The organism is Pseudoalteromonas luteoviolacea S2607 (assembly GCF_001625575.1).
GTDB classification, from domain to species: domain Bacteria; phylum Pseudomonadota; class Gammaproteobacteria; order Enterobacterales; family Alteromonadaceae; genus Pseudoalteromonas; species Pseudoalteromonas luteoviolacea_E.
This window is the reverse complement of the sequence record NZ_AUXV01000056.1, coordinates 175,471-194,481: the sequence shown is the minus strand read 5'-3', so window position 1 is coordinate 194,481 and position 19,011 is coordinate 175,471. Positions and strand designations below refer to the sequence as shown.

The 19,011-nt window shown below is 39.7% G+C and carries 18 protein-coding genes; 13 read left to right on the top strand and 5 right to left on the bottom strand.

Features of this window, described 5'->3' with window-relative positions; all coding sequences use genetic code 11:
• The first annotated feature begins 113 nt into the window (after nucleotides 1-113).
• Nucleotides 114-806 carry a hypothetical protein gene (locus N480_RS18005; RefSeq protein WP_063373826.1) on the top strand — a complete coding sequence of 231 codons (693 nt, stop codon included), beginning with the start codon at nucleotides 114-116 and terminating at the stop codon, nucleotides 804-806.
• A gap of 65 nt (nucleotides 807-871) precedes the next feature.
• Here the strand turns inward: N480_RS18005 and N480_RS18000 are convergent, their stop codons facing one another.
• Nucleotides 872-1,228: a DUF3718 domain-containing protein gene (locus N480_RS18000; protein WP_063373825.1), complete on the bottom strand. Its 357-nt coding sequence runs from the start codon at nucleotides 1,226-1,228 to the stop codon at nucleotides 872-874.
• 455 nt (nucleotides 1,229-1,683) lie between these two features.
• Here N480_RS18000 and N480_RS17995 point away from each other — a divergent pair, with 455 nt between their 5' ends.
• Together N480_RS17995 and N480_RS17990 are read left to right on the top strand one after the other, a co-directional pair.
• The gene (locus N480_RS17995) at nucleotides 1,684-3,069 is read left to right on the top strand and encodes an amidohydrolase (RefSeq protein ID WP_063373824.1); all 1,386 of its coding nucleotides are present in this window, start codon (nucleotides 1,684-1,686) and stop codon (nucleotides 3,067-3,069) included.
• 10 nt (nucleotides 3,070-3,079) lie between these two features.
• A complete protein-coding gene (locus tag N480_RS17990) occupies nucleotides 3,080-4,321 on the top strand; it encodes an amidohydrolase family protein (RefSeq protein ID WP_063373823.1) in 1,242 nt (413 codons plus the stop codon).
• Between the two features lie 179 nt (nucleotides 4,322-4,500).
• Here the strand turns inward: N480_RS17990 and N480_RS17985 are convergent, their stop codons facing one another.
• The gene (locus tag N480_RS17985; protein ID WP_063373822.1) at nucleotides 4,501-5,307 is read right to left on the bottom strand and encodes a hypothetical protein; all 807 of its coding nucleotides are present in this window, start codon (nucleotides 5,305-5,307) and stop codon (nucleotides 4,501-4,503) included.
• 1,555 nt (nucleotides 5,308-6,862) lie between these two features.
• On the opposite strand from N480_RS17985, the gene N480_RS17975 reads away from it, so the two are divergent.
• On the top strand, nucleotides 6,863-7,573 hold the full coding sequence (locus N480_RS17975; protein ID WP_063373820.1) for an alpha/beta fold hydrolase: 711 nt from the start codon (nucleotides 6,863-6,865) through the stop codon (nucleotides 7,571-7,573).
• On the opposite strand, the gene N480_RS17970 is transcribed toward N480_RS17975, so the two are convergent.
• The gene (locus N480_RS17970; RefSeq protein WP_063373819.1) at nucleotides 7,568-8,674 is read right to left on the bottom strand and encodes a beta-propeller fold lactonase family protein; all 1,107 of its coding nucleotides are present in this window, start codon (nucleotides 8,672-8,674) and stop codon (nucleotides 7,568-7,570) included. The two genes, N480_RS17975 and N480_RS17970, sit on opposite strands and share 6 nt — an antisense overlap.
• Nucleotides 8,675-9,203: 529 nt before the next feature.
• On the opposite strand from N480_RS17970, the gene N480_RS17965 reads away from it, so the two are divergent.
• Nucleotides 9,204-9,530, top strand: a complete 327-nt coding sequence (locus tag N480_RS17965; protein WP_063373818.1) for a hypothetical protein — start codon at nucleotides 9,204-9,206, stop codon at nucleotides 9,528-9,530.
• A gap of 27 nt (nucleotides 9,531-9,557) precedes the next feature.
• On the opposite strand, the gene N480_RS17960 is transcribed toward N480_RS17965, so the two are convergent.
• A complete protein-coding gene (locus N480_RS17960) occupies nucleotides 9,558-9,944 on the bottom strand; it encodes a DUF4345 family protein (protein ID WP_063373817.1) in 387 nt (128 codons plus the stop codon).
• An 84-nt stretch (nucleotides 9,945-10,028) separates the two neighbouring features.
• Between N480_RS17960 and N480_RS17955 the strand changes: the two genes are divergently transcribed.
• The 6 genes from N480_RS17955 (at nucleotide 10,029) to N480_RS17930 (ending at nucleotide 14,121) form a co-directional block, all read left to right on the top strand.
• A complete protein-coding gene (locus N480_RS17955; protein WP_063373816.1) occupies nucleotides 10,029-10,757 on the top strand; it encodes a helix-turn-helix transcriptional regulator in 729 nt (242 codons plus the stop codon).
• A gap of 24 nt (nucleotides 10,758-10,781) precedes the next feature.
• Entirely contained in the window at nucleotides 10,782-11,444 is a 663-nt protein-coding gene (locus tag N480_RS17950; RefSeq protein WP_063373815.1) for a phytanoyl-CoA dioxygenase family protein, read from the top strand.
• Between the two features lie 139 nt (nucleotides 11,445-11,583).
• Nucleotides 11,584-12,045 carry a pyridoxamine 5'-phosphate oxidase family protein gene (locus tag N480_RS17945; protein ID WP_063373814.1) on the top strand — a complete coding sequence of 154 codons (462 nt, stop codon included), beginning with the start codon at nucleotides 11,584-11,586 and terminating at the stop codon, nucleotides 12,043-12,045.
• A 518-nt stretch (nucleotides 12,046-12,563) separates the two neighbouring features.
• Nucleotides 12,564-13,019, top strand: coding sequence for a hypothetical protein (locus tag N480_RS17940; RefSeq protein WP_063373813.1), 456 nt, complete (start codon nucleotides 12,564-12,566; stop codon nucleotides 13,017-13,019).
• A 182-nt stretch (nucleotides 13,020-13,201) separates the two neighbouring features.
• Nucleotides 13,202-13,612, top strand: coding sequence for a GNAT family N-acetyltransferase (locus N480_RS17935; protein ID WP_063373812.1), 411 nt, complete (start codon nucleotides 13,202-13,204; stop codon nucleotides 13,610-13,612).
• 92 nt (nucleotides 13,613-13,704) lie between these two features.
• Nucleotides 13,705-14,121, top strand: a complete 417-nt coding sequence (locus tag N480_RS17930) for a hypothetical protein (RefSeq protein ID WP_063373811.1) — start codon at nucleotides 13,705-13,707, stop codon at nucleotides 14,119-14,121.
• Nucleotides 14,122-14,140: 19 nt separating this feature from the next.
• Here N480_RS17930 and N480_RS17925 read toward each other — a convergent pair whose 3' ends face one another.
• Entirely contained in the window at nucleotides 14,141-15,049 is a 909-nt protein-coding gene (locus tag N480_RS17925; protein ID WP_063373810.1) for a LysR family transcriptional regulator, read from the bottom strand.
• A gap of 218 nt (nucleotides 15,050-15,267) precedes the next feature.
• Here N480_RS17925 and hutH point away from each other — a divergent pair, with 218 nt between their 5' ends.
• Both hutH and N480_RS17915 read left to right on the top strand, forming a co-directional pair.
• The gene (gene hutH / locus N480_RS17920; RefSeq protein WP_063373809.1) at nucleotides 15,268-16,767 is read left to right on the top strand and encodes a histidine ammonia-lyase; all 1,500 of its coding nucleotides are present in this window, start codon (nucleotides 15,268-15,270) and stop codon (nucleotides 16,765-16,767) included.
• Nucleotides 16,768-16,778: 11 nt separating this feature from the next.
• A complete protein-coding gene (locus tag N480_RS17915; RefSeq protein ID WP_063373808.1) occupies nucleotides 16,779-18,779 on the top strand; it encodes a urocanate hydratase in 2,001 nt (666 codons plus the stop codon).
• The last annotated feature ends 232 nt before the right edge of the window (nucleotides 18,780-19,011 follow it).

The window sequence follows — 19,011 nt, the reverse complement described above, 5'->3', positions numbered from 1 at the left end:
GTCTTAACGCCATTTTTTAACTATGGACGATTTTGGCTATAACACAAATACTTGAGTGCAAAATTAAATTCAATAGAATAGCAGCAGTTTTAGAATCGTATTGGAATTCCACATTGAACAAAAGTGTCTTAACAAACTTACTTGCAGCTGCACTCGTGGCGGGTGGCTGGTTAAGTCAAAATGACTTGATTTTAACTATGGGCCTATTTGCATTGTCAGGCGCAGTTACAAATTGGCTAGCTGTACACATGTTATTTGAAAAAGTACCTGGATTATACGGCTCCGGCGTTATCACGATTAAATTTAAAGAGTTTAAGGTAGCGATTAAAGAACTAATTTTGGACGAGTTTTTTAATCAAGACAAACTGCAAAGCTTTGCTTCTAAAAACCAGATAGATATCGACTTAAACCCTGTTATTGAACATGCTGACCTGTCAATTGCGTTTAACAAGCTAGTACAAGTTATCGAAGGCTCGCAATTTGGGGCGATGCTTGCAATGGTGGGCGGCAAAGAAGCCATTGAGCCAATGAGAGAAACGTTTACTGATAAAATGAGGGAAGCGTTGAAAGAGATCAGTGAAGAGCCTGAATTTAAAGACAAGGTGTCAGGTATATTGACAAATGGCCAGTCATTGGAGTCCATTCGAAGTGCCATTGAGCATGCAGTAGACGAGAGATTAAATGAACTAACGCCTGTTATGGTCAAAAACATAGTGCAGAATATGATACACACACACTTGGGCTGGCTTGTAGTATGGGGCGGCGTGTTTGGTGGCGTTTTTGGCTTAATTGCGAGTTTTGTATAACTAATAAGTGCGCATTTAAGACATGTAGAATGCGCACTTACTTCTTGGTTTACTTACCTGAATCATCATTTTGAACCTGATAATACGACTGTTGCAGGTGCATTTTTCTGAGCAGACAAATCTTTTATAGAAGTCTTTGTATCTAATTCAATATTCATGAATTTAGCGTTACGAGTGAGGCTGTAAGTTTCAGCAAACTCTCTTAAGTCCATATCATTACAGTGTAATTTATTCGCTATATTCTTTTTCAGAGATTGTTTTCCTCTTAATTCTTCGAGCATTACATGCGGGCGATTTGACGCAAATGCCAAACAAAGGTGTGTGGCTAGGCTATCGTCAGCAGCGACAAATTCAACGGCTTCTGCTTGATTGGCAGTAGATGCAAGTCCAACTAGTGCAACAGCGGTTATTATAGCTTTCATTTTCGTTCTCCAAACTGGGTGTTATGTGCGACTCACCTTCAGTATTGGTGTTTTATTATCAAAATGCTGTAATTGAAAATTGTGCGAATGTAAGCAATTATTTCATCGGTAATCTATGCATCTAACTAGTTAATTGTATAAGCAAAAAAACGAGGGAATTATTACTAAATGATAGGGGGAAATAGAAATTATTTTTTGGTTAACATCTATGCAGCTAATTATTTGAAGGGCATTTCCAACTTTTCAGGCTTTTATTAAAACCCATTTCAAAAGTGTGTCGGAGTGTGTAAATGTGTGTCTAAAAAACCAGCTGGTGAGTTAAAAATTGTACATAAATTTTGAACAGTGTAGCGATTTTATGGTCATTCATCATAATTTATTGCGTTTTGAGACTTTTATATCGAAATTTATGTGAATTTTAGCTACAGTCACATAAAAACTACAGAGAGAAGAAAATGCATATATTTAAACCCTCTGTGATCGTGCTTGCTCTAAGCACAGCTCTTTTTGGTTGCCAGCAAGATACTGGCCCGCAAAAAGATAAAGTCACAATCGAGAAAAACCCTTATCCAAGTACTTACAAGCCTCACTCTACTTCAAGTACATTAATCACGAATGCAACAGTACTCACTGGTACTGGCGAAAGAATTAATGATGCTGATGTGTATATTGTTGATGGTAAAATTAGCCAAGTTGGCAAAGACTTGTCTGTTAATGCAGATACAACAATTGATGCGGCTGGCAAATGGGTCACGCCTGGTATCATTGACAATCATTCACACCTTGGTGCTTATCCTAGCCCAGGCGTTGAGTCTCACCAAGATGGTAATGAGATGATCAATCCAAACACCGCTCAAGTTTGGGTCGAGCATTCGGTGTGGCCGCAAGATCCGGGCTTTAATCGTGCTCGAGAAGGTGGTATCACGTCACTACAAATTTTACCAGGTTCAGCGAACTTGTTTGGTGGTCGTGCTGTTACGTTGAAGAATGTGCCTTCAGAAACCATGCAAGGTATGAAATTTCCAGAAGCGCCATATGGTTTAAAAATGGCATGTGGTGAAAACCCTAAACGTGTCTATGGTGGACAAGGTGTTGCACCAAAAACACGTATGGGTAACATGGCAGGTTATCGAGAAGCTTGGATTGAAGCGTCTGAATATAAGCGTGCGTGGGAGCAATACGAAGCCGAATATGCAGCTGGTTTGAACCCAGATGCTCCACATCGTGACATCAAGTTGGATACTCTGCGCGGTGTTTTAGATGGTGAAATTTTAATTCATAACCACTGCTATAAAGCAGAGGAAATGGCTATGATGATCGACTTATCTAAAGAGTTTGGCTATCATGCAGGTACATTCCATCATGGCGTTGAGGCTTATAAGATCGCTGATCTATTAGGTGAAAATGGCAACTGTGCTGCACTGTGGCCAGATTGGTGGGGCTTCAAAATGGAAGCTTACGACATGTCATTAGAAAACGTGGCAATTGTTGATGCTGCTAAGAATTCATGTGCAGTTATCCATTCAGACTCTGATACGACGATTCAGCGCTTAAATCATGAGGCTGCGAAAGTAATGTACTCAGCAAATGAAGTCGGTTTTGACATCAAAGAAGAGCATGCGATTAAGTGGATAACTTATAATGCTGCTAAATCGTTAGGTGTCGAAGAGCTGACAGGTTCTATCGCTGCTGGCAAACAAGCTGACGTTGTTATTTGGGACCAAAGTCCATTTAGCGTTTACTCGAAAGCTGAAAAAGTATTTATTGACGGCGCGAAAGTATACGATCGTCACGACAGTAAATACCAAGCAGTTAGTGATTTTATGTTAGGTCAGCGCTAGGGGAGTGACAATGAACAAGTTTAAATTATCTATATTAACTGGTGCATTGCTTAGCTCTTCGGCGGCATTTGCTCAAATCACTGCAATTACCAATGCGACCGTGCACACACAAACAAGTCAGGGCGTGTTAGAGAATGCAACGGTTGTTATCGAAAATGGTAAAATTAAGGCGATAAACCCAAAATCAGTCAATGCGGACATTACTGTTGATGCAAGTGGTAAAGTGTTGACACCAGGGTTAATTGGTTCGATGAACCACCTTGGGCTTGTAGAGGTTGGTGCAGTTTCTCGCTCTGTAGATGCGTACGATAAATCAGGTATCGAATTTGATCCGAGCTCAGCTTTTAATCCTCGTTCCAGCTTAATCCCTTATGCAAGAAAAGGTGGTATTACACAAAATATCAGTGTGCCTTCTTTGCCTTGGGGTGAAAGCGGTGTGTTTATGGGTTTAGCATTCGTTGCTGATCTATCTGGCGAATTTGACAGTGTAACCGACCGAAAAACAGCTTTGATAGTTGATTTAGGCGCGGTTAGTGGTGATGCATCACGTGGTTCTGCTATGCAATCTTTTGTTAAGAAGTTGGCTGACCAAAAGAAAAAGCTAACTTCGAAGAAAGACAAGAAAAAAGATAAAGACCCTTCGTCAGAAGAGAAGTTATTAACGCAAGTACTGAGAGGGGAGCTTCCAGTTGTTGCGTATGCATCAAGAGCTTCACAACTTCTTGAGTTAGCCGCGCTTAAAGAGCAGTACGGTTTGAACCTGATCATTAGCGGTGGCGATGATGCTGTGCTTGTAAAAGAGCAATTAGCAAAAGCAGAAGTGCCTGTTATTGTCAGTGCTGTTTCTAACCTACCATCTGGCTTTGACGCGCTGCATGCCCATCTAGGTAACGCCGGTGAATTAGAAAAAGCTGGTGTTAAGGTTATTCTGAATGTTGCTGGCGATGGTAGTCACAATGTATATCAAATGCGTTTTGATGCCGGTATTGCTGTAGCAAATGGTATGACACATGACGGCGCGCTAAAAGCAATGACTTCTAACGTTGCAGATGCGTTTGGCATTGAAGGTGGCAAAATCGCTGCAGGATCACGTGCAGACGTCGTCCTTTGGACAGCTGACCCGTTTGAATTCAGCACACGCATTGACAAGGTTTGGATTAATGGTGAGCCTGTAACAACAGAATCGCGTCATGATAAACTACGTGAGCGTTATACAACAGATTCAAATATGCCACGCGGGTATACTAAGTAATAGAATATCGGCTAATAAAAGGCACCGGTAAGGTGCCTTTTTTGATCAATTCCTGATACTAAATTAAGTAGAATATTTACCATACTTAAGATTTACACGAATTGAGTAGTGCGAGTAACCGGGCAAAAGAGACTCGATTATTAAAGTGCTTATATAAGCGCTTTATCAGAAATTAAGGTCTATTTATAAACGGTGTAATCAACTTCTAAGTTGATATCATTCTCGCCAGAAACAACCCAAACTTGAGTCCGTTGAGTTTGACCTACAGGACTGTGGCACGTGACAGTTTGTCTGAATGCCGGTCCATTAAAGTTATATACTTCGTTTTCAAGCGCAAAGTGATTTGTGTGGAAAAGCGGAGTACTGTCATAACCATTGAAAACTCGAGAGGTAAACCCCTCGTTCATTGTTGCTGTACAATATGTGTCTTCATTTTTATTGTTTACGTGCAGAGACGATGTGTAACTTACCTGCTCATACCAGCCACGGCCACCACAGTGCGAACTTGACCCTGTACAATCTGGCATCTTATATTCACCTACACCAACTAGACTCGTGTCCCAAGTGATTGCCGGTAAGCCAGAAAACTTATGGTAAACCTTGAACTGTTCGCCCTGTAGGTTTTGACAGCTTAATGCCAATACGCGATTGCGCTGCAATTGCTCGTCGTTAAAAGTACCATTGAAGTACACAGTATCAACCATACTCGCGCCAGGCCCGCCTGTACCAAATTTAACAGTACCGTATTGCTGGCCAGTGATTTCGTCGTAAATATAGCCACTCGTACATTCAGAGCCACCTTCTCTAAAGTAAATCCACGCGTTAAATGTACGGGCATTAAACGAATCAGTAACGATACGATCAACTGCCCCGTTAGCGTAGGCAGACGCTCTGTTATAGCCGTCTAAATCATTGACGACAGTCTGAGCGTACACAGAATTAGCTATAAATCCAGTTGTTAGCGCTGCGAGTAGTTTAAATTTCATTGTTAACTCCTTTGATAACAAGTAGGGGGGTAGCCCCAATTTTTTATGTATTTCACATGAGTGATTTCTAATTCTTGATGAATAAATTCATATCAAGAATTAACTTCAGCTAAGCGGCTTTCTCTATCAAAATACCCGACCATATTTAAATAAAAACAAATTGACGTAGTTTTTATAAGTCGTCATTTGGCAGAGTTAAATAGTGCTTAAAACTGAATGCAAATTAAGCTAGCGACTAAATCTGAATCTGTAAACCCTATAGAAATTTATTTAAATCAAGATTGTTTCTCTTAATGCAAGTGCATGCCGTTTCTTTTATAGAATAATTAATTTCAATATTTTGTATTTTTATATTTCAGTAATGTAATGAGGGATTATTATTAACTTTACGTTTGTTTGATAGAGGGTTGTAAATATTATTATTTTTTATGGTTCATAGTAATTTAGAACTTTTGGCTTTAACTAGGAATTGTTGGGTAATAATAAATTTGTGCTTATTCTTTAAGCAGTCATAAAAGTGATTAATTTGTAAAATGATAGATAAAGGTTTTTGTTATGGTCATTAATGTAAAAAATGAATTTATAATTTTCTGATATTTTTAAAGTTTTTTTTGATCTGAGTCTAGAAGATGCCGTGTTAGGTTGGTGTATCGACTGTTCAAACAGCTCGTAATTTGCTACAAAGGTTAAGTTCTACTATGCATAACCGTAAGTGAATAGGGTATAAATACCTCAAAACTAGCGAGTCATTTAGTGAAACCAACCATACGGTAAAGCCAAATGCTGCCAGCCTCTATGATTGAAGAAGGAGTGTATTTTGACAATCGACATAGTAATGATGTGTTACTTTCTAAGCATTGTTTTAGCGTTTTTCATCACGATCTCTTACCTAACTATCCAACAAAATATCACTTTAAAGTCCACACTCGAATTGGCAATTTATTGGACTGTAATTATTGGACCCTTTGGCCAGCTATTAAATCTACCGAACGTCACCCTGCCTTTCAGTATACCCCCATACGCAGATGTCATTTTACAATCTTCACTCTTCTTCCTAGCACCTCTAAGCGCCACTTATATTTTCCATGTACAGGAAAGAGATATTTCTTTAGTTTGGTTATTATTATGGTGCCTTCCCTTTGTGTCTTTGTTTTACTTTTTAGTGCTTGACGGGAGTACGCTTTCGCTCGTTGTAAGAACAGTTTGTATATTTTTAATCTTTTATTCTCAGTATTGGATATTTAGACTTACGAACATTGAGTTGTCTTTCGAGGTGTCAAAAATAAATGTCAAAAAAGGGCTGTTAACCCCCGAAGTACTATTAGTATTGAATTTGGTTTTTGCTTTAGCATTAACGGGGACTTTGCTTTTACAGCTTTTTTATAATTCGTCATTTAATACAATTGCGGCTTTGTTTACAACAACGATTATCATACCTGTTGTGCTATTTAGTAGAGGGTATATAAAGTCTATAACAACAAGGCTAGAATCAAATAGAAGTAGTTATAACACAGCTAAGTGAATCAAGGTGAAGGTGAAGGAGCATGGGCAAAGTATGAACAACGTAAAGGTATATGTAATTGCAGGGACCATGTGTAACGAGAAGATTTGGCATTTAGCAAAAACTAAACTAGGCCCCAATATCCAGTTAGAACATTTAGGGATCCCTAAAAATATGACGTTTGATGAAATCTGCATCCAGTTAAACGAAATCATTGGGGAACAAAAAATTAATCTCTTAGGTTTTTCTTTAGGGGGGTACATCGCGGCCTACTTTAGCGTGTTATTTCCCACTAAAGTGAGGAAGCTATTTGTAGTATCTAACAGTCCTACAACATTACCAGAGAAAGAGTTACAACAAAGAAAGCAAGTGTTAGCGTTTATCCAAAATTTTGGGTACCGAGGTCTAAGTGCAGAGCTGGCTGCATCTTTACTAGAGTGCACATCCCGCAAACCAAGTTTGATCGCGTTGCTTCAAGAGATGGATAGAGACCTTGGTACAGATGAGTTAATTAGCCAATATACTTATACTACGCAGCGCCGTTGTCTAAAGGCAAATTTACTTGCCCTTGAGATTCCAATAGTATTTTGGTTTAGCCGCAATGACACGCTTATCAATCACAATTGGTTTTCTAATGGGATTGATAGTCCTTTTGTTAACTTAGTTATCAGAGAAGGGGATGGTCATATGCTGCCAATAGAACAGCCTGGTGAGCTTGTTCATTTAGTAGGCGCGTGGTTACAACAATCTCAACCTAAATCATAGTGCACTCTTAATTTGTAGCACTACAATTGTGTTGTTTTTTCCCGTACCAATAAATAGATATTTGCCACTGTCAGCTACTCTCAAAACAGATACCTTACTAATATCAACCCCACCTACAGATTCAACTTTGCGATTAAAAGTTAGCTGTTGAGTATGTTGGTTAATATCAAAAACTAATAGACCATTGTCCATTTCACCACTCACATAAACGGCGTTCTCATTTTTAGTCAATGCGATACAGCAAGCTCCATTCAATCCGCCAGACGGTAATTGCTGACTATCAATACTTTGGTGATGTAAATAGTTGCCCAGCGAACCTTTTTTAAAGACAACTAGTGAATTACTTTTTGCCCCCGCGGCGAATAAAAACTGACCTGTGCTTGATGTGACTAACTTTTGAGGGCCTAATAATGTGGGATGGGAGAGAATTTGCTTTAGTTGATATTCCTGATTGGCTGCTTTTTTTAATACCGATATTTGATTATTTTCAAACCCTGCAACAAACAAAGTTTGACCATCTTTTGTTTTTTCTATCGATGTGGGTCTACCCCAGTTATGCTCTGGTAACAATTTCCCCTTAAACGAGAGTTTACCATCCGGATCGATTTGAAATCGAGATATGGCATCACTTTGATAGCTTGCTGTTAGAATATAATTTTCGTCGTTTGACAGTATTGCGCTCCAAGCGCCAATTAGGCCCAATGAATCTTGCTGCTTTATTTTAGTGTAATCACCAAATGCGGTTTTAAAGTCGATATTATCTGACAGCGTGCTTATTGGGTAGAATTCAGATTTACCTTTAGTCGCAAACGAAGTCAGAGAACCACTATAAAATGAAGTGGTATAAACAGTGTTATGTTTGGGAGAGTACACCACACTTGAAGCACCTTTTAACTTCAAGTCAGGAAAGCTTTTCTCAGAAAAGCTCTGAGAAAAAGGCAAATTCATTAAGTTGTCTGCATTTAGAATTGTCAACGCATCGTTGTCGCCACTTGCTACAAAAATCTTCTCATGGTCTTCTGATAAGACAATGTCCCTTGGGTTAGCAATTCCTGAAATGCCATTTTGGTTGTTTAGCAAGATATGCTTAACTTTGTACATGCTGTTCGGTTGCTGTGTTTCTGCTTGAACTGGCAGGGAAAATAAGTATAACAGCAGCAATTTGATTCTGAGGGGGGGGGATTGTAATGCAATTCATAACTTCGCTTTTTCTTCTTCTAACCTCTTCTAATAATTTTAAGGTAATTGTTCTAACACGTAAACACGCCAATAGTTATTGTGGACTTAAAATTCTGAATCTAAATAGACTGAATATAGATGGTTTACGATAGGGAGAGTGGGCAAGTTATTAGATGAAATCAGCGGTTTAAATAAGTATTAGGTGAATGAATAAATGCTTTGATGGCTGTAAATGATAATCACAAAAATAAATAAAGCTAGATGAATGTATTGAATTGTCTGATTTATTTGTTCTTTTAATGAAAAAAGAGGGCGTGCATTCAGAGAAAATGATACCCCTCTGACTTCAATGCGATAAAAAATCGAATGTATTTAATGTCGTAGGGGTTGCTGTAGACTCTATATTTAATTATTTTGATGAAAGAGGGTTAAATTTTAGGAATTGAGTAATATGATGAAGCTCTATGGTCGATTGACGATTTTAATATCTGTATTGTTGTTATTACCAAGCATTATACCTGGTGCGATGTCTGTGATTGCTTATTACTTTTCTATTGCCACATTTGCTTCTTCAGTGATAACAATCAGTCAATGTGGTTTGGTTTATTTTCGCACTAATGCTTTGATTACTGCGTTTGGTGCGATTGTGGTAAATGATTTCTTGCGATTAATTGGCTCCTTAGAAGTTGCTACTTGGGTAGACCAAGCAGCATTATACAGCATTTATATGATTGTATTATTGTTTGGAATTTGCAAAGCAAAGAGCTTAAATGGATAATATTGTCATTTGTACTTCTCTGACCTACTAATTTGGTTTCATTAGCTTACAAGCAACAAGCAAAATACTGGTTGCGACAACTGTTGGAATACACATAAACAACAACTCAGCGTACCCTCCATCGCTTAAAAGCCCTACCAGTCTACCCATCAGCACCAACAATAATGAAACTAATCCGACCCAAATGTAATCAATTTTATTTTTGATAGCGCCAATTAATACCATCAACCAAATAGCGATGGTTGAACCTCCCCATAATGCTCTAATACTTGATAACCCTGCGGCAGATTCGATCGGGTCTATGAAAACATGACTTAGCATACTTAGGGGGCTAAACATAAATATAAGACCTGTCCCCATAAAAAAAATTGCCAACAATCCAACCATTAAACGACCAATTATGTTTCTCGACATCTCATACCTCTTGTTTGTTCTAAATGAGTTTGTAGTGAGAAGCTTATAGATAAATATGCCACTTTATGTCATATTTGTTGTGCTATGCGATCATCTACTGTTTCCCGAATCGAACGGCTAGAAGTTATTACTGCCCGTTTAAAATCAGACCTCCCCATCACAATTGGCGATCTAGCTAAGGAAGTGGGGGTAAGTACGCGAACATTAAATCGAGATATTGATGTTTTAAAGTCGAAAGGTTTACCTATTGAAACCGACGTTGGTCGAGGTGGAGGGATCAGGCTTGCGAGGCATTGGGGTGTTGGAAGGATTAACTTGACCTATACCGAAGCGGTTGACTTGATGATAAGCCTAGCGATTGCTGAGCAGATGGAGTCTCCGTTATTTATGGCGCACTTAAGCAGTGTGCGACATAAGATAATGGCCTCGTTTTCTCCTACGATGAAATCTAAAGTAAACGGACTTAAATCACGAATTATTATAGGCAAATCAGCGTCGACTTTTGTATTGGCCAACTTTGAATCTCCAAATATTGCATCGGTTCAATTGCTTCATCAAGCATTTTTAATGACGCAGCCGATAGAAATAGTTTATATGAACGAGCGAAGAGATCGCAGTACCCGTGTTATCGAGCCTCATTATCTATTTTTGAGTTACCCAGTTTGGTATGTACTGGCCTGGGACCATTTACGTAATGATGCACGTATATTTCGCTGCGATAGAATCGAGAAAATTAACCACGTAAACGGAGAGTTTAAAGTAATTCCATTGTCTGACCTTAAAAAAAGAATCAAAAAAACACCAGAAAACTAAATTGAACGGAGTAAAAGAGATCACATGACGTTGCATGAAAACGGGTTTGAAATATTCGATGCAGGGGTGTTAACTCAACTAGCCAAGCACGTTAGTCTAGAGCTTTCTCGTAACTGTACTGTTGCTCGCCCAGGAATACGAAATACAGATAAAAAGTTTGCGTCCGTTTATAAATTGGCTCATTCGAAATATATGACACAACTCGCAGCACATTTACTTGGTCGAAAAGCGCACTTAGTACGTGCAATCTTATTTAATAAATCGGCTTCAAATAATTGGGCAGTTCCTTGGCATCAAGATAAAACAGTCAGTGTTTCTCAACAGTTTTTTATGAAAGGCTGGCGGTCTTGGAGTATTAAAGAAGGTGTTCATCATGTGCAGCCTTCAATAGATGTTCTGAATCAGATGGATACGTTAAGGTTACATCTAAATGATACTGATCGCAAAAATGGGTGTTTAAAGGTGATCCCTGCAAGTCATCAGCTGGGGCTGCTCTCGGTAGGGGCGATCAAAACATGTGTAGAAAAACAGAGTGCTTTTAATTGTGAAATGTCTACAGGTGGCCTTTTGGCAATGCGGCCACATTTATTGCATTGTTCAGAGAAGTTGTTGAGCCCATCAAAGCGAAGCGTTGTCCATTCAGAATATAGCTGTTTTGAGTTACCGAAGGGGATTTTTTGGGCTTAGTTACTATGAAGTTCGTAGTCTGATTGTGATTGTCTTAGCACGAATGTGAGATTTTCTAATATAGGCTGGCTTCAAGGTAGCCTGTAATACGGTAATAAATTAAATTGTTAGACATCGATTATTCGAAGGGTTCAGTGACGTGGAATTAAAAGAGTATGTAAATAAAAGTGTGCTGTGCTGGCTTGCTACCGTTGGCGAAGATATGACGCCAAATGTGTCCCCAAAGGAAATATTTACATTAGTGAATGATGACACGCTATTGATAGCAAATATCGCTTCGCCAATTAGTGAGCACAATGTGATAGCTAACGCCAATGTGTGCGTTTCTTTGATTGATGTATTTGAACAAAGAGGTTATAAGCTAAAGGGGACTGCTGAAGTCTTAGATACAAATTCAAAAACAGGTGCACAGTACCTTAAATCAATTCGTGAAATTGCTGATGAAAGCTACCCAGTTAAAAATATATTTGTAATTCACATTGAGTCAAAATCAAAAATCATGGCGCCAAGCTACTTCCTATTTCCAGATACAACACCAGATAGCCAGATAAAAAATGCGTTAACGAGATACCAAGTTTCACACTATCAACATAAACGATGACTGTTTATTTTTAAAACGACGCGAGGATAGGATTTTTTGCTTGTGACTGATGAATTATTGTGATGATAAAATTTGGTCATAAAAGTTCATAAAAGTTCATTTAAAGTCACAACACTATAAGGAGTCTTAGCGAACACTGATTGAATTTATAATTCCATGCCAAGTTAGCTGTTGAGATTAAATAATTGCAACAGGGTAGCGTGTCAACGCAAAGCAATTCTTCCAGTATTACCTAGCTAGAATGATTATCGATAAGGTGAAGTATACCGAACTTGTGGTGCAGGAAGATTATTTTGATTTTTCGATTTATGAAATAATTGTTTTATCTACGCCTATTATTTCTCCCTTCTATTCAATAAACACTTAAGTAAGACGGAACTCAAGAAGTTACTTTTGTTGCAAATATCTCATTAGAATTTGAGTTTTAACAACCATAGGGCTGGTATTGACGGCTGCGTTTTAACCTGCAAATTTAATGAGGAATCTTAATAAGTAACAATAATCAAAAGGAAATTTATATGAAAACTTATTTTTTACTCGCGGCGATTGGACTTAGTACGGCTAGCATGAATAGTCAAGCTGCTGTGGTTGAATGCGTGATTAGTGGAACGCCGACTCCACAAGAGTGGTCTGCACATTTTTGTTCGAGTCCAACAGTCTCACCGGTATCGTCAGTTGTTTTTAGACTTAATGCCAGTAAGCCAATTGCAGAGGTGACTTGGTCTTACCATGGCAGTTCTGGCAGGTGGGATTGTAATAGTGGTGAGTATTGTCGCTTTACAAATAGTAGTCGCCAGCCCAGTGGCAACGCTGAAGCGTGCGCACGTCGTGTATTATATACGGATGGTACGTGGGAAAGTTTAAACACATGTGCCTATGGTACGTATTGGTATGGCAGTGGGCCCATTTTAAAGCAATTTGATGTAGATGTATCAGAGGAACAGCTATCTTCAAGTGCAAATCACCTGCACTGATCTTTTTCATTTTTATGTGGTTCTGCGTCTGCAGAATCACAAAAAAGCATACTTGCTTTTTTGTAAATGGAATTCACGACGAACATTATCAAACATATTGTCTAACGGGGATAATTAAGTACTGTTTATATATACAGCTTTTGTGTATCATATATAGAAACTGAAGTAAGGAGAGTTGTAGTATGACACACAAAATAGAACACAAAGTACCAACCACCCAAGAGTACTGTGATATGCGCCTGAAAGCTGGGTTATCAGGGAAATCATTACAAGCTGCTCAAATAGGTTTAAAGAACTCTCTATATGGTGTTTCGATCCGCAATGAGCATGAAGTATTAATTGCTATGGGCAGAGTGGTTGGTGACGGTGCATGTAACTTTGAAATTGTTGATGTTGCAGTAGATCCAGAATATCAAGGTACAGGGCTAGGTAGAAAGGTAATGGAGTGCATTGATACCTATTTGGCGTCTGCAGTATTTGAAGGTTCCTACGTATCCATGATAGCCGATGAGCCTGAATTTTATGAAAAACTGGGTTACAGGTTAGTAGCGCCTAAAAGCCAAGGGATGACCAAAAAATTTCTGGTAGATTAAAGGTAGTTTGCATTTTTGCGTACATACTTTATGTTACTGCCACATAGTTTAAACACGCCACAAAAAATATGACATTCTTGCCCGAAGAATTGATGGGATACAATGTTAAGCCAACTGAATTTAAGCAATTCACTGAACTTTGTTACATGCTAGAGCGCTATGGCAAAGTTCAGGTTAAGGATATCCAGGGTTTTGAATACCCAAAAAACTATTACAGTGCCACTTTTGAAAGTGCAGGCCACCGCTTTAATTTGTTTATGAACTGTTACTGCCCGTGTTTGGCATTTGGCGTAGTGCGCGAGGAGGGGATTTCTTTTATACAAAATGCCGCTCTAAAGTCTTTGATAGACAATTATTATCCTTTAATTTATGTGATGCCTCCAAGTGAATTGTCGATGGATATTCGTCAGTCACAAATAGCGCAATTCTCTTCATATGGGCGTGCAGCGATAAGGTCTTGGTTGCCTTTAACCATAGGTGAAGCAATGTTCTCATGGTTTTTTGATTAAATACATACGAGTAGAAGATTTAGCTATTGTGTAAAACTGCGTGACTTCTTTTTAACTCTTCGATAATTGCGTTGGCCAGTGGTGACATACTGCTATTTTTTGCGGTAATTAGCACTACCGGAATCTTATAAGAATACTTTTTTGGCAATATTGCTTTAAACAAGCCTTTATCAACCCAATAACTGGCGTAATGTTCTGGTAAGTAACCTATAAACTCACCCGACAATATTAAATGGGCAATGCCTTCATCATGATATGCTATTGCACTGTTTTGGTAGTTCAAGCCGTCGTTTCTGGTTTCTTTATCCCGCATATAGTTACTTGTTACTACCTCAGCATTTTTAAGCAGGCGTATTACTTGAGAATCTTTACAATCAAATAAGGGGTGCCCTTGGGCGCAATATAAAAAGTTGGTTTCGTCATGAAGGGGGTAATAATCAAGGCCACGTAAATGATGTCGACTTACACCAAGCCCCACTAAAGAACGGCCATTAATAACAGATGTCTCAACCTCTCTAGCTTCACAAACATTCATTTCAAATTGAATATTTCCGCCTTTTGCTTTGAGTGCTGATATTGCTCTAGCCACGCCGCAACGCGGATCACTCACCATGGTATCTATTGTGGCGATTGTCACGCGGCCTGAGAGTTCATTTTTAGAACTTGCTACAGTGGTGGCGAACGCGTCACACTGCTGCAGTAATTCAAGAGAAGCTTGGTAAGTGACGCGCCCAGGTTCTGTTAATTCGAACCCACCTCTACCACGTTTGCAGAGTTTAATCCCAAGTCTTACCTCTAGATCAGAAAGGTGAGAGCTGATTGTTGAACGCCCAATATTTAAGCGAGATTCAGCGGCTGAAAGTCCCCCACATTCAACGATGGCAACAAAAATCCTTAGAAGGCGTAAATCTACGTCATGAACTTGCACTGGGTGGCCTCTTATAACTTCGTTTAGCGAACTATGAAATAGTCTATTTAGCACAGTAATTGCTCAGTTTGTGTTTTGTATGAGCAATTGTTTTTAAAGTTTGATAAAACCGGAATGAATTACGATTATTATGCATTTATAAAACATCTCTAGCAAGCTAACATTCCGCCATCGAAGCACATAGTTGCTCAAGAAACACAAATATTTAGGAGAATAAGATGACGTTTAGATATGGTGTTGATCGTCTGAACCTTGATATTGTAAACGGCATTGCCGATGGCAGTATTAAAGCAGAGCTTTGTCAGGAAGCATTAGATAAAATTAACAAGAGCCGTCAACGCGTTGACAAAATGGCTGCGTCTGATAAAGCAGTGTACGGTATTAATACTGGTTTTGGTCCGCTGTGCGACACGCAAGTTTCCCCTGAAGAAACCAAACTACTGCAAAAGAACTTACTAATAACTCATGCCGTTGGTGTGGGTAATCCAATCGCTAAATCTATCTCTAAACTGATGCTGATTACTAAAGTACACGCATTAAGCCAAGGCTTCTCGGGCATTCGTCTAGAAGTGGTTGAACGTATGCTTAAGTTTATTGAGCTAGACATTATTCCAGTGGTGCCAGAGCAAGGTTCTGTTGGTGCATCTGGTGATCTCGCGCCGCTTTCTCATTTATTCTTACCTTTACTAGGCGAAGGTGAGTTTTGGGTAGGCGAAGAAATTAAGCCTGCGGCTCAGGTACTTGCAGATAATAACCTTGAAGCAATGGATCTTGACTCTAAAGAAGGTCTAGCACTTATTAACGGTACGCAATTTATCCTATCTCACGCCATTACTGGTTTGACAAAAATGCGCTATTTGTTAGACCTAGCAGATGTGGCCGGTGCAATGAGCATTGAAGGCATGCAAGGCAGTGAGCAACCGTTCCGTGAAGAACTTCATGCGATTCGTGCATTTGAAGGTAACATTGCAGTTGCAAAACGCATGCGTCATTTATTCAAAGATTCACAGAACATGGCTGATCATGAAGAGTGCGATCGCGTTCAAGACCCATATTCATTAAGATGTATTCCTCAGGTGCACGGTGCGTCTCGTAACGCATATAACCACTTAAAAGAGCTTGCTGAGACAGAGATGAACTCAGTGACAGATAACCCAATTGTGATCAGTGAAGAAGAAGCCATCTCTGGTGGTAGCTTCCATGGTCAGCCTTTAGCGATGGTACTTGATTACGCATCAATTGCAGCAGCGGAGCTTGGTAATATCTCAGACCGTCGCTGTTATTTACTACTTGAAGGCTTACACGGACTACCTCGACTGCTCACCACATCAGGTGGTCTAAACTCTGGTATGATGATCCCTCAGTATACGACTGCGGCATTGGTAACAGAGAACAAATCGCTGTGCTTCCCGCCATCTGCTGACAGTGTACCAACGTCGATGGGCCAGGAAGACCACGTATCAATGGGTAGTATTTCAGGTCGTAAATTCAACCAAATCTTGGGGAATCTTGAAAAAATCTTTGCAATCGAGCTGATGTACGCTGCGCAAGCTGTTGATTTTAGGCGCCCTAATAAGTGTTCAGAGATTATTGAACAAAATCATGCCTTGATCCGTACAAAGGTCGCGAAACTTGAAGAAGACAGACTACTTAAGCCAGACATCGATGCTATGGTTGAGTTTGTTAAGTCACAAGCATTTACGGTTACAGTGAACTAAGGAAATCCGACATGAATTTTCAAGAACAAATAAAGCAGGGGATCCCTAGCGAATTGCCTGAAGCGAAACCTTATCCGGCAGGAGCGAACCGCGCGCCAAAGCGTAAAGATATTTTAAGTGCTGATGAAAAGCAGCTAGCAATCAGAAATGCACTGCGTTACTTCCCAAAAGCGTGGCACAAAGAGCTAGCAGCTGAGTTTGCACAAGAGCTCAAAGATTTTGGTCGTATTTATATGTATCGTTTTAAGCCTAACTATGAGCTTAAAGCGCGTTCAATCTCAGACTACCCAGCGAAATGTGAGCAAGCTGCGGCAATCATGTTAATGATTGACAATAACTTAGACCCAGCAGTTGCACAGCACCCAGAAGAGCTTATCACTTATGGTGGTAATGGCGCGGTATTCCAAAACTGGGCGCAGTACTTGTTAGCGATGAAATATCTGAGTGAAATGGAAGAAGACCAAACGCTTCACATGTACTCAGGTCATCCAATGGGGTTATTCCCATCGTCAAAAGATGCACCGCGTGTAGTTGTTACAAATGGTATGATGATCCCGAACTACTCTCAGCCAGACGATTGGGAAAAGTTCAATGCACTTGGTGTGACTCAATATGGCCAAATGACAGCGGGCTCGTTCATGTATATTGGTCCACAGGGCATTGTACATGGCACGACAATTACTGTTATGAACGCATTCCGTAAAGTGCTTGAGAAAGGTGAAAGTCCAAAAGGTAAGATCTTCTTAACCGCTGGTCTTGGCGGCATGAGTGGTGCTCAACCTAAAGCAGGTAATATTGCTAACTGTATTACGGTATGTGCGGAGGTAAACCCTAAAGCGGCGATTAAGCGTCATGAGCAAGGTTGGGTTGATGAGCTGGTTGACAACATGCCTGATTTAGTTGCGCGTGTTAAAAAAGCGCAAGCTGGCGAAGAAGTGGTGTCGATCGCGTTTATTGGTAATGTCGTCGATGTGTGGGAATCATTTTTAGAAGAAGATATCTTCATCCACCTAGGCTCTGACCAAACATCATTACACAATCCTTGGTCAGGCGGTTATTACCCAGTTGATATCAGCTACGAAGAATCAAACCGTTTAATTCGTGAAGAGCCAGAAGTATTCAAAGAAAAAGTACAAGCAACGCTTAAACGTCATGCAGATGCTGTCAATAAGCACACGGCAAAGGGCACTTATTTCTTTGATTACGGTAATGCATTCTTACTTGAGTCATCCCGTGCTGGTGGTGATGTAATGGCAGAAAATGGCATTGATTTTAAATACCCGTCATACGTACAAGATATTCTTGGTCCAATGTGTTTTGACTATGGCTTTGGTCCATTCCGTTGGGTATGTACATCAGGCAAGCCTGAAGACTTAGATAAAACAGATGCAATTGCTGCAAAAGTACTTGAAGAAATCATGGCTGAGTCACCTGAAGAAATTCAGCAGCAGATGCAAGACAACATCACATGGATCAATGATGCGAAGCAAAACAAGTTAGTTGTGGGCTCTCAAGCACGTATTTTATATGCGGATGCAGAAGGGCGCATGAAAATTGCGAAAGCTTTCAATGATGCCATTGAACGCGGTGAAATTGGGCCTGTTGTTTTAGGTCGTGACCACCATGATGTAAGTGGTACTGATTCACCATTCCGTGAAACGTCTAACATTTATGATGGCAGCCGCTTCACCGCAGACATGGCTATCCACAACGTAATCGGTGATAGCTTCCGCGGCGCGACTTGGGTGTCTATTCATAATGGTGGTGGTGTTGGCTGGGGTGAAGTGATCAACGGCGGTTTTGGTATGCTGCTTGATGGATCTAATGATGCTGAACGTCGATTGAAGTCAATGCTACTGTTTGATGTTAACAATGGTATTGCACGTCGTAGCTGGGCACGTAACGAAGAAGCCAACTTCGCAATCAAACGCGAAATGGAAAGAACTCCTAAGTTAAAGGTCACATTGGCAAATAATGTAGACGATGAACTGCTAAACAGTTTATCGCTCTAATCCTAATAAAATACAGGGCATGGTCCATGCCCTGTATTTATTTACTCCTCCTCGCAACCTACTAAAAAGCTATGCAACAGTTGAGCTTAAAGAATGACTTTCCAAGCCATTTTTAGTTTCGATATTCTGTTTTAGATTTCATGCACACCAACGTTATAAATGGCTAAATTCCTGTTCAAATGTTCAAATGTTCAAATGTTCAAATGTTCAAATGTTCAACCAAGACTAAATT

What these genes read in the sequence shown, in the direction of transcription:
- N480_RS17995 (WP_063373824.1), top strand. Translation starts at nt 1,684, where the DNA reads ATGCATATATTTAAACCCTCTGTGATCGTGCTTGCTCTAAGCACAGCT.
- N480_RS17935 (WP_063373812.1), top strand. Translation starts at nt 13,202, where the DNA reads ATGACACACAAAATAGAACACAAAGTACCAACCACCCAAGAGTACTGT.
- N480_RS17950 (WP_063373815.1), top strand. Translation starts at nt 10,782, where the DNA reads ATGACGTTGCATGAAAACGGGTTTGAAATATTCGATGCAGGGGTGTTA.
- N480_RS17960 (WP_063373817.1), bottom strand. Translation starts at nt 9,944, where the DNA reads ATGTCGAGAAACATAATTGGTCGTTTAATGGTTGGATTGTTGGCAATT.
- N480_RS17985 (WP_063373822.1), bottom strand. Translation starts at nt 5,307, where the DNA reads ATGAAATTTAAACTACTCGCAGCGCTAACAACTGGATTTATAGCTAAT.
- N480_RS18000 (WP_063373825.1), bottom strand. Translation starts at nt 1,228, where the DNA reads ATGAAAGCTATAATAACCGCTGTTGCACTAGTTGGACTTGCATCTACT.
- N480_RS17965 (WP_063373818.1), top strand. Translation starts at nt 9,204, where the DNA reads ATGATGAAGCTCTATGGTCGATTGACGATTTTAATATCTGTATTGTTG.
- N480_RS17955 (WP_063373816.1), top strand. Translation starts at nt 10,029, where the DNA reads ATGCGATCATCTACTGTTTCCCGAATCGAACGGCTAGAAGTTATTACT.
- N480_RS17990 (WP_063373823.1), top strand. Translation starts at nt 3,080, where the DNA reads ATGAACAAGTTTAAATTATCTATATTAACTGGTGCATTGCTTAGCTCT.
- N480_RS17975 (WP_063373820.1), top strand. Translation starts at nt 6,863, where the DNA reads ATGAACAACGTAAAGGTATATGTAATTGCAGGGACCATGTGTAACGAG.
- N480_RS17940 (WP_063373813.1), top strand. Translation starts at nt 12,564, where the DNA reads ATGAAAACTTATTTTTTACTCGCGGCGATTGGACTTAGTACGGCTAGC.
- N480_RS17970 (WP_063373819.1), bottom strand. Translation starts at nt 8,674, where the DNA reads ATGTACAAAGTTAAGCATATCTTGCTAAACAACCAAAATGGCATTTCA.
- hutH (WP_063373809.1), top strand. Translation starts at nt 15,268, where the DNA reads ATGACGTTTAGATATGGTGTTGATCGTCTGAACCTTGATATTGTAAAC.
- N480_RS17930 (WP_063373811.1), top strand. Translation starts at nt 13,705, where the DNA reads ATGGGATACAATGTTAAGCCAACTGAATTTAAGCAATTCACTGAACTT.
- N480_RS17915 (WP_063373808.1), top strand. Translation starts at nt 16,779, where the DNA reads ATGAATTTTCAAGAACAAATAAAGCAGGGGATCCCTAGCGAATTGCCT.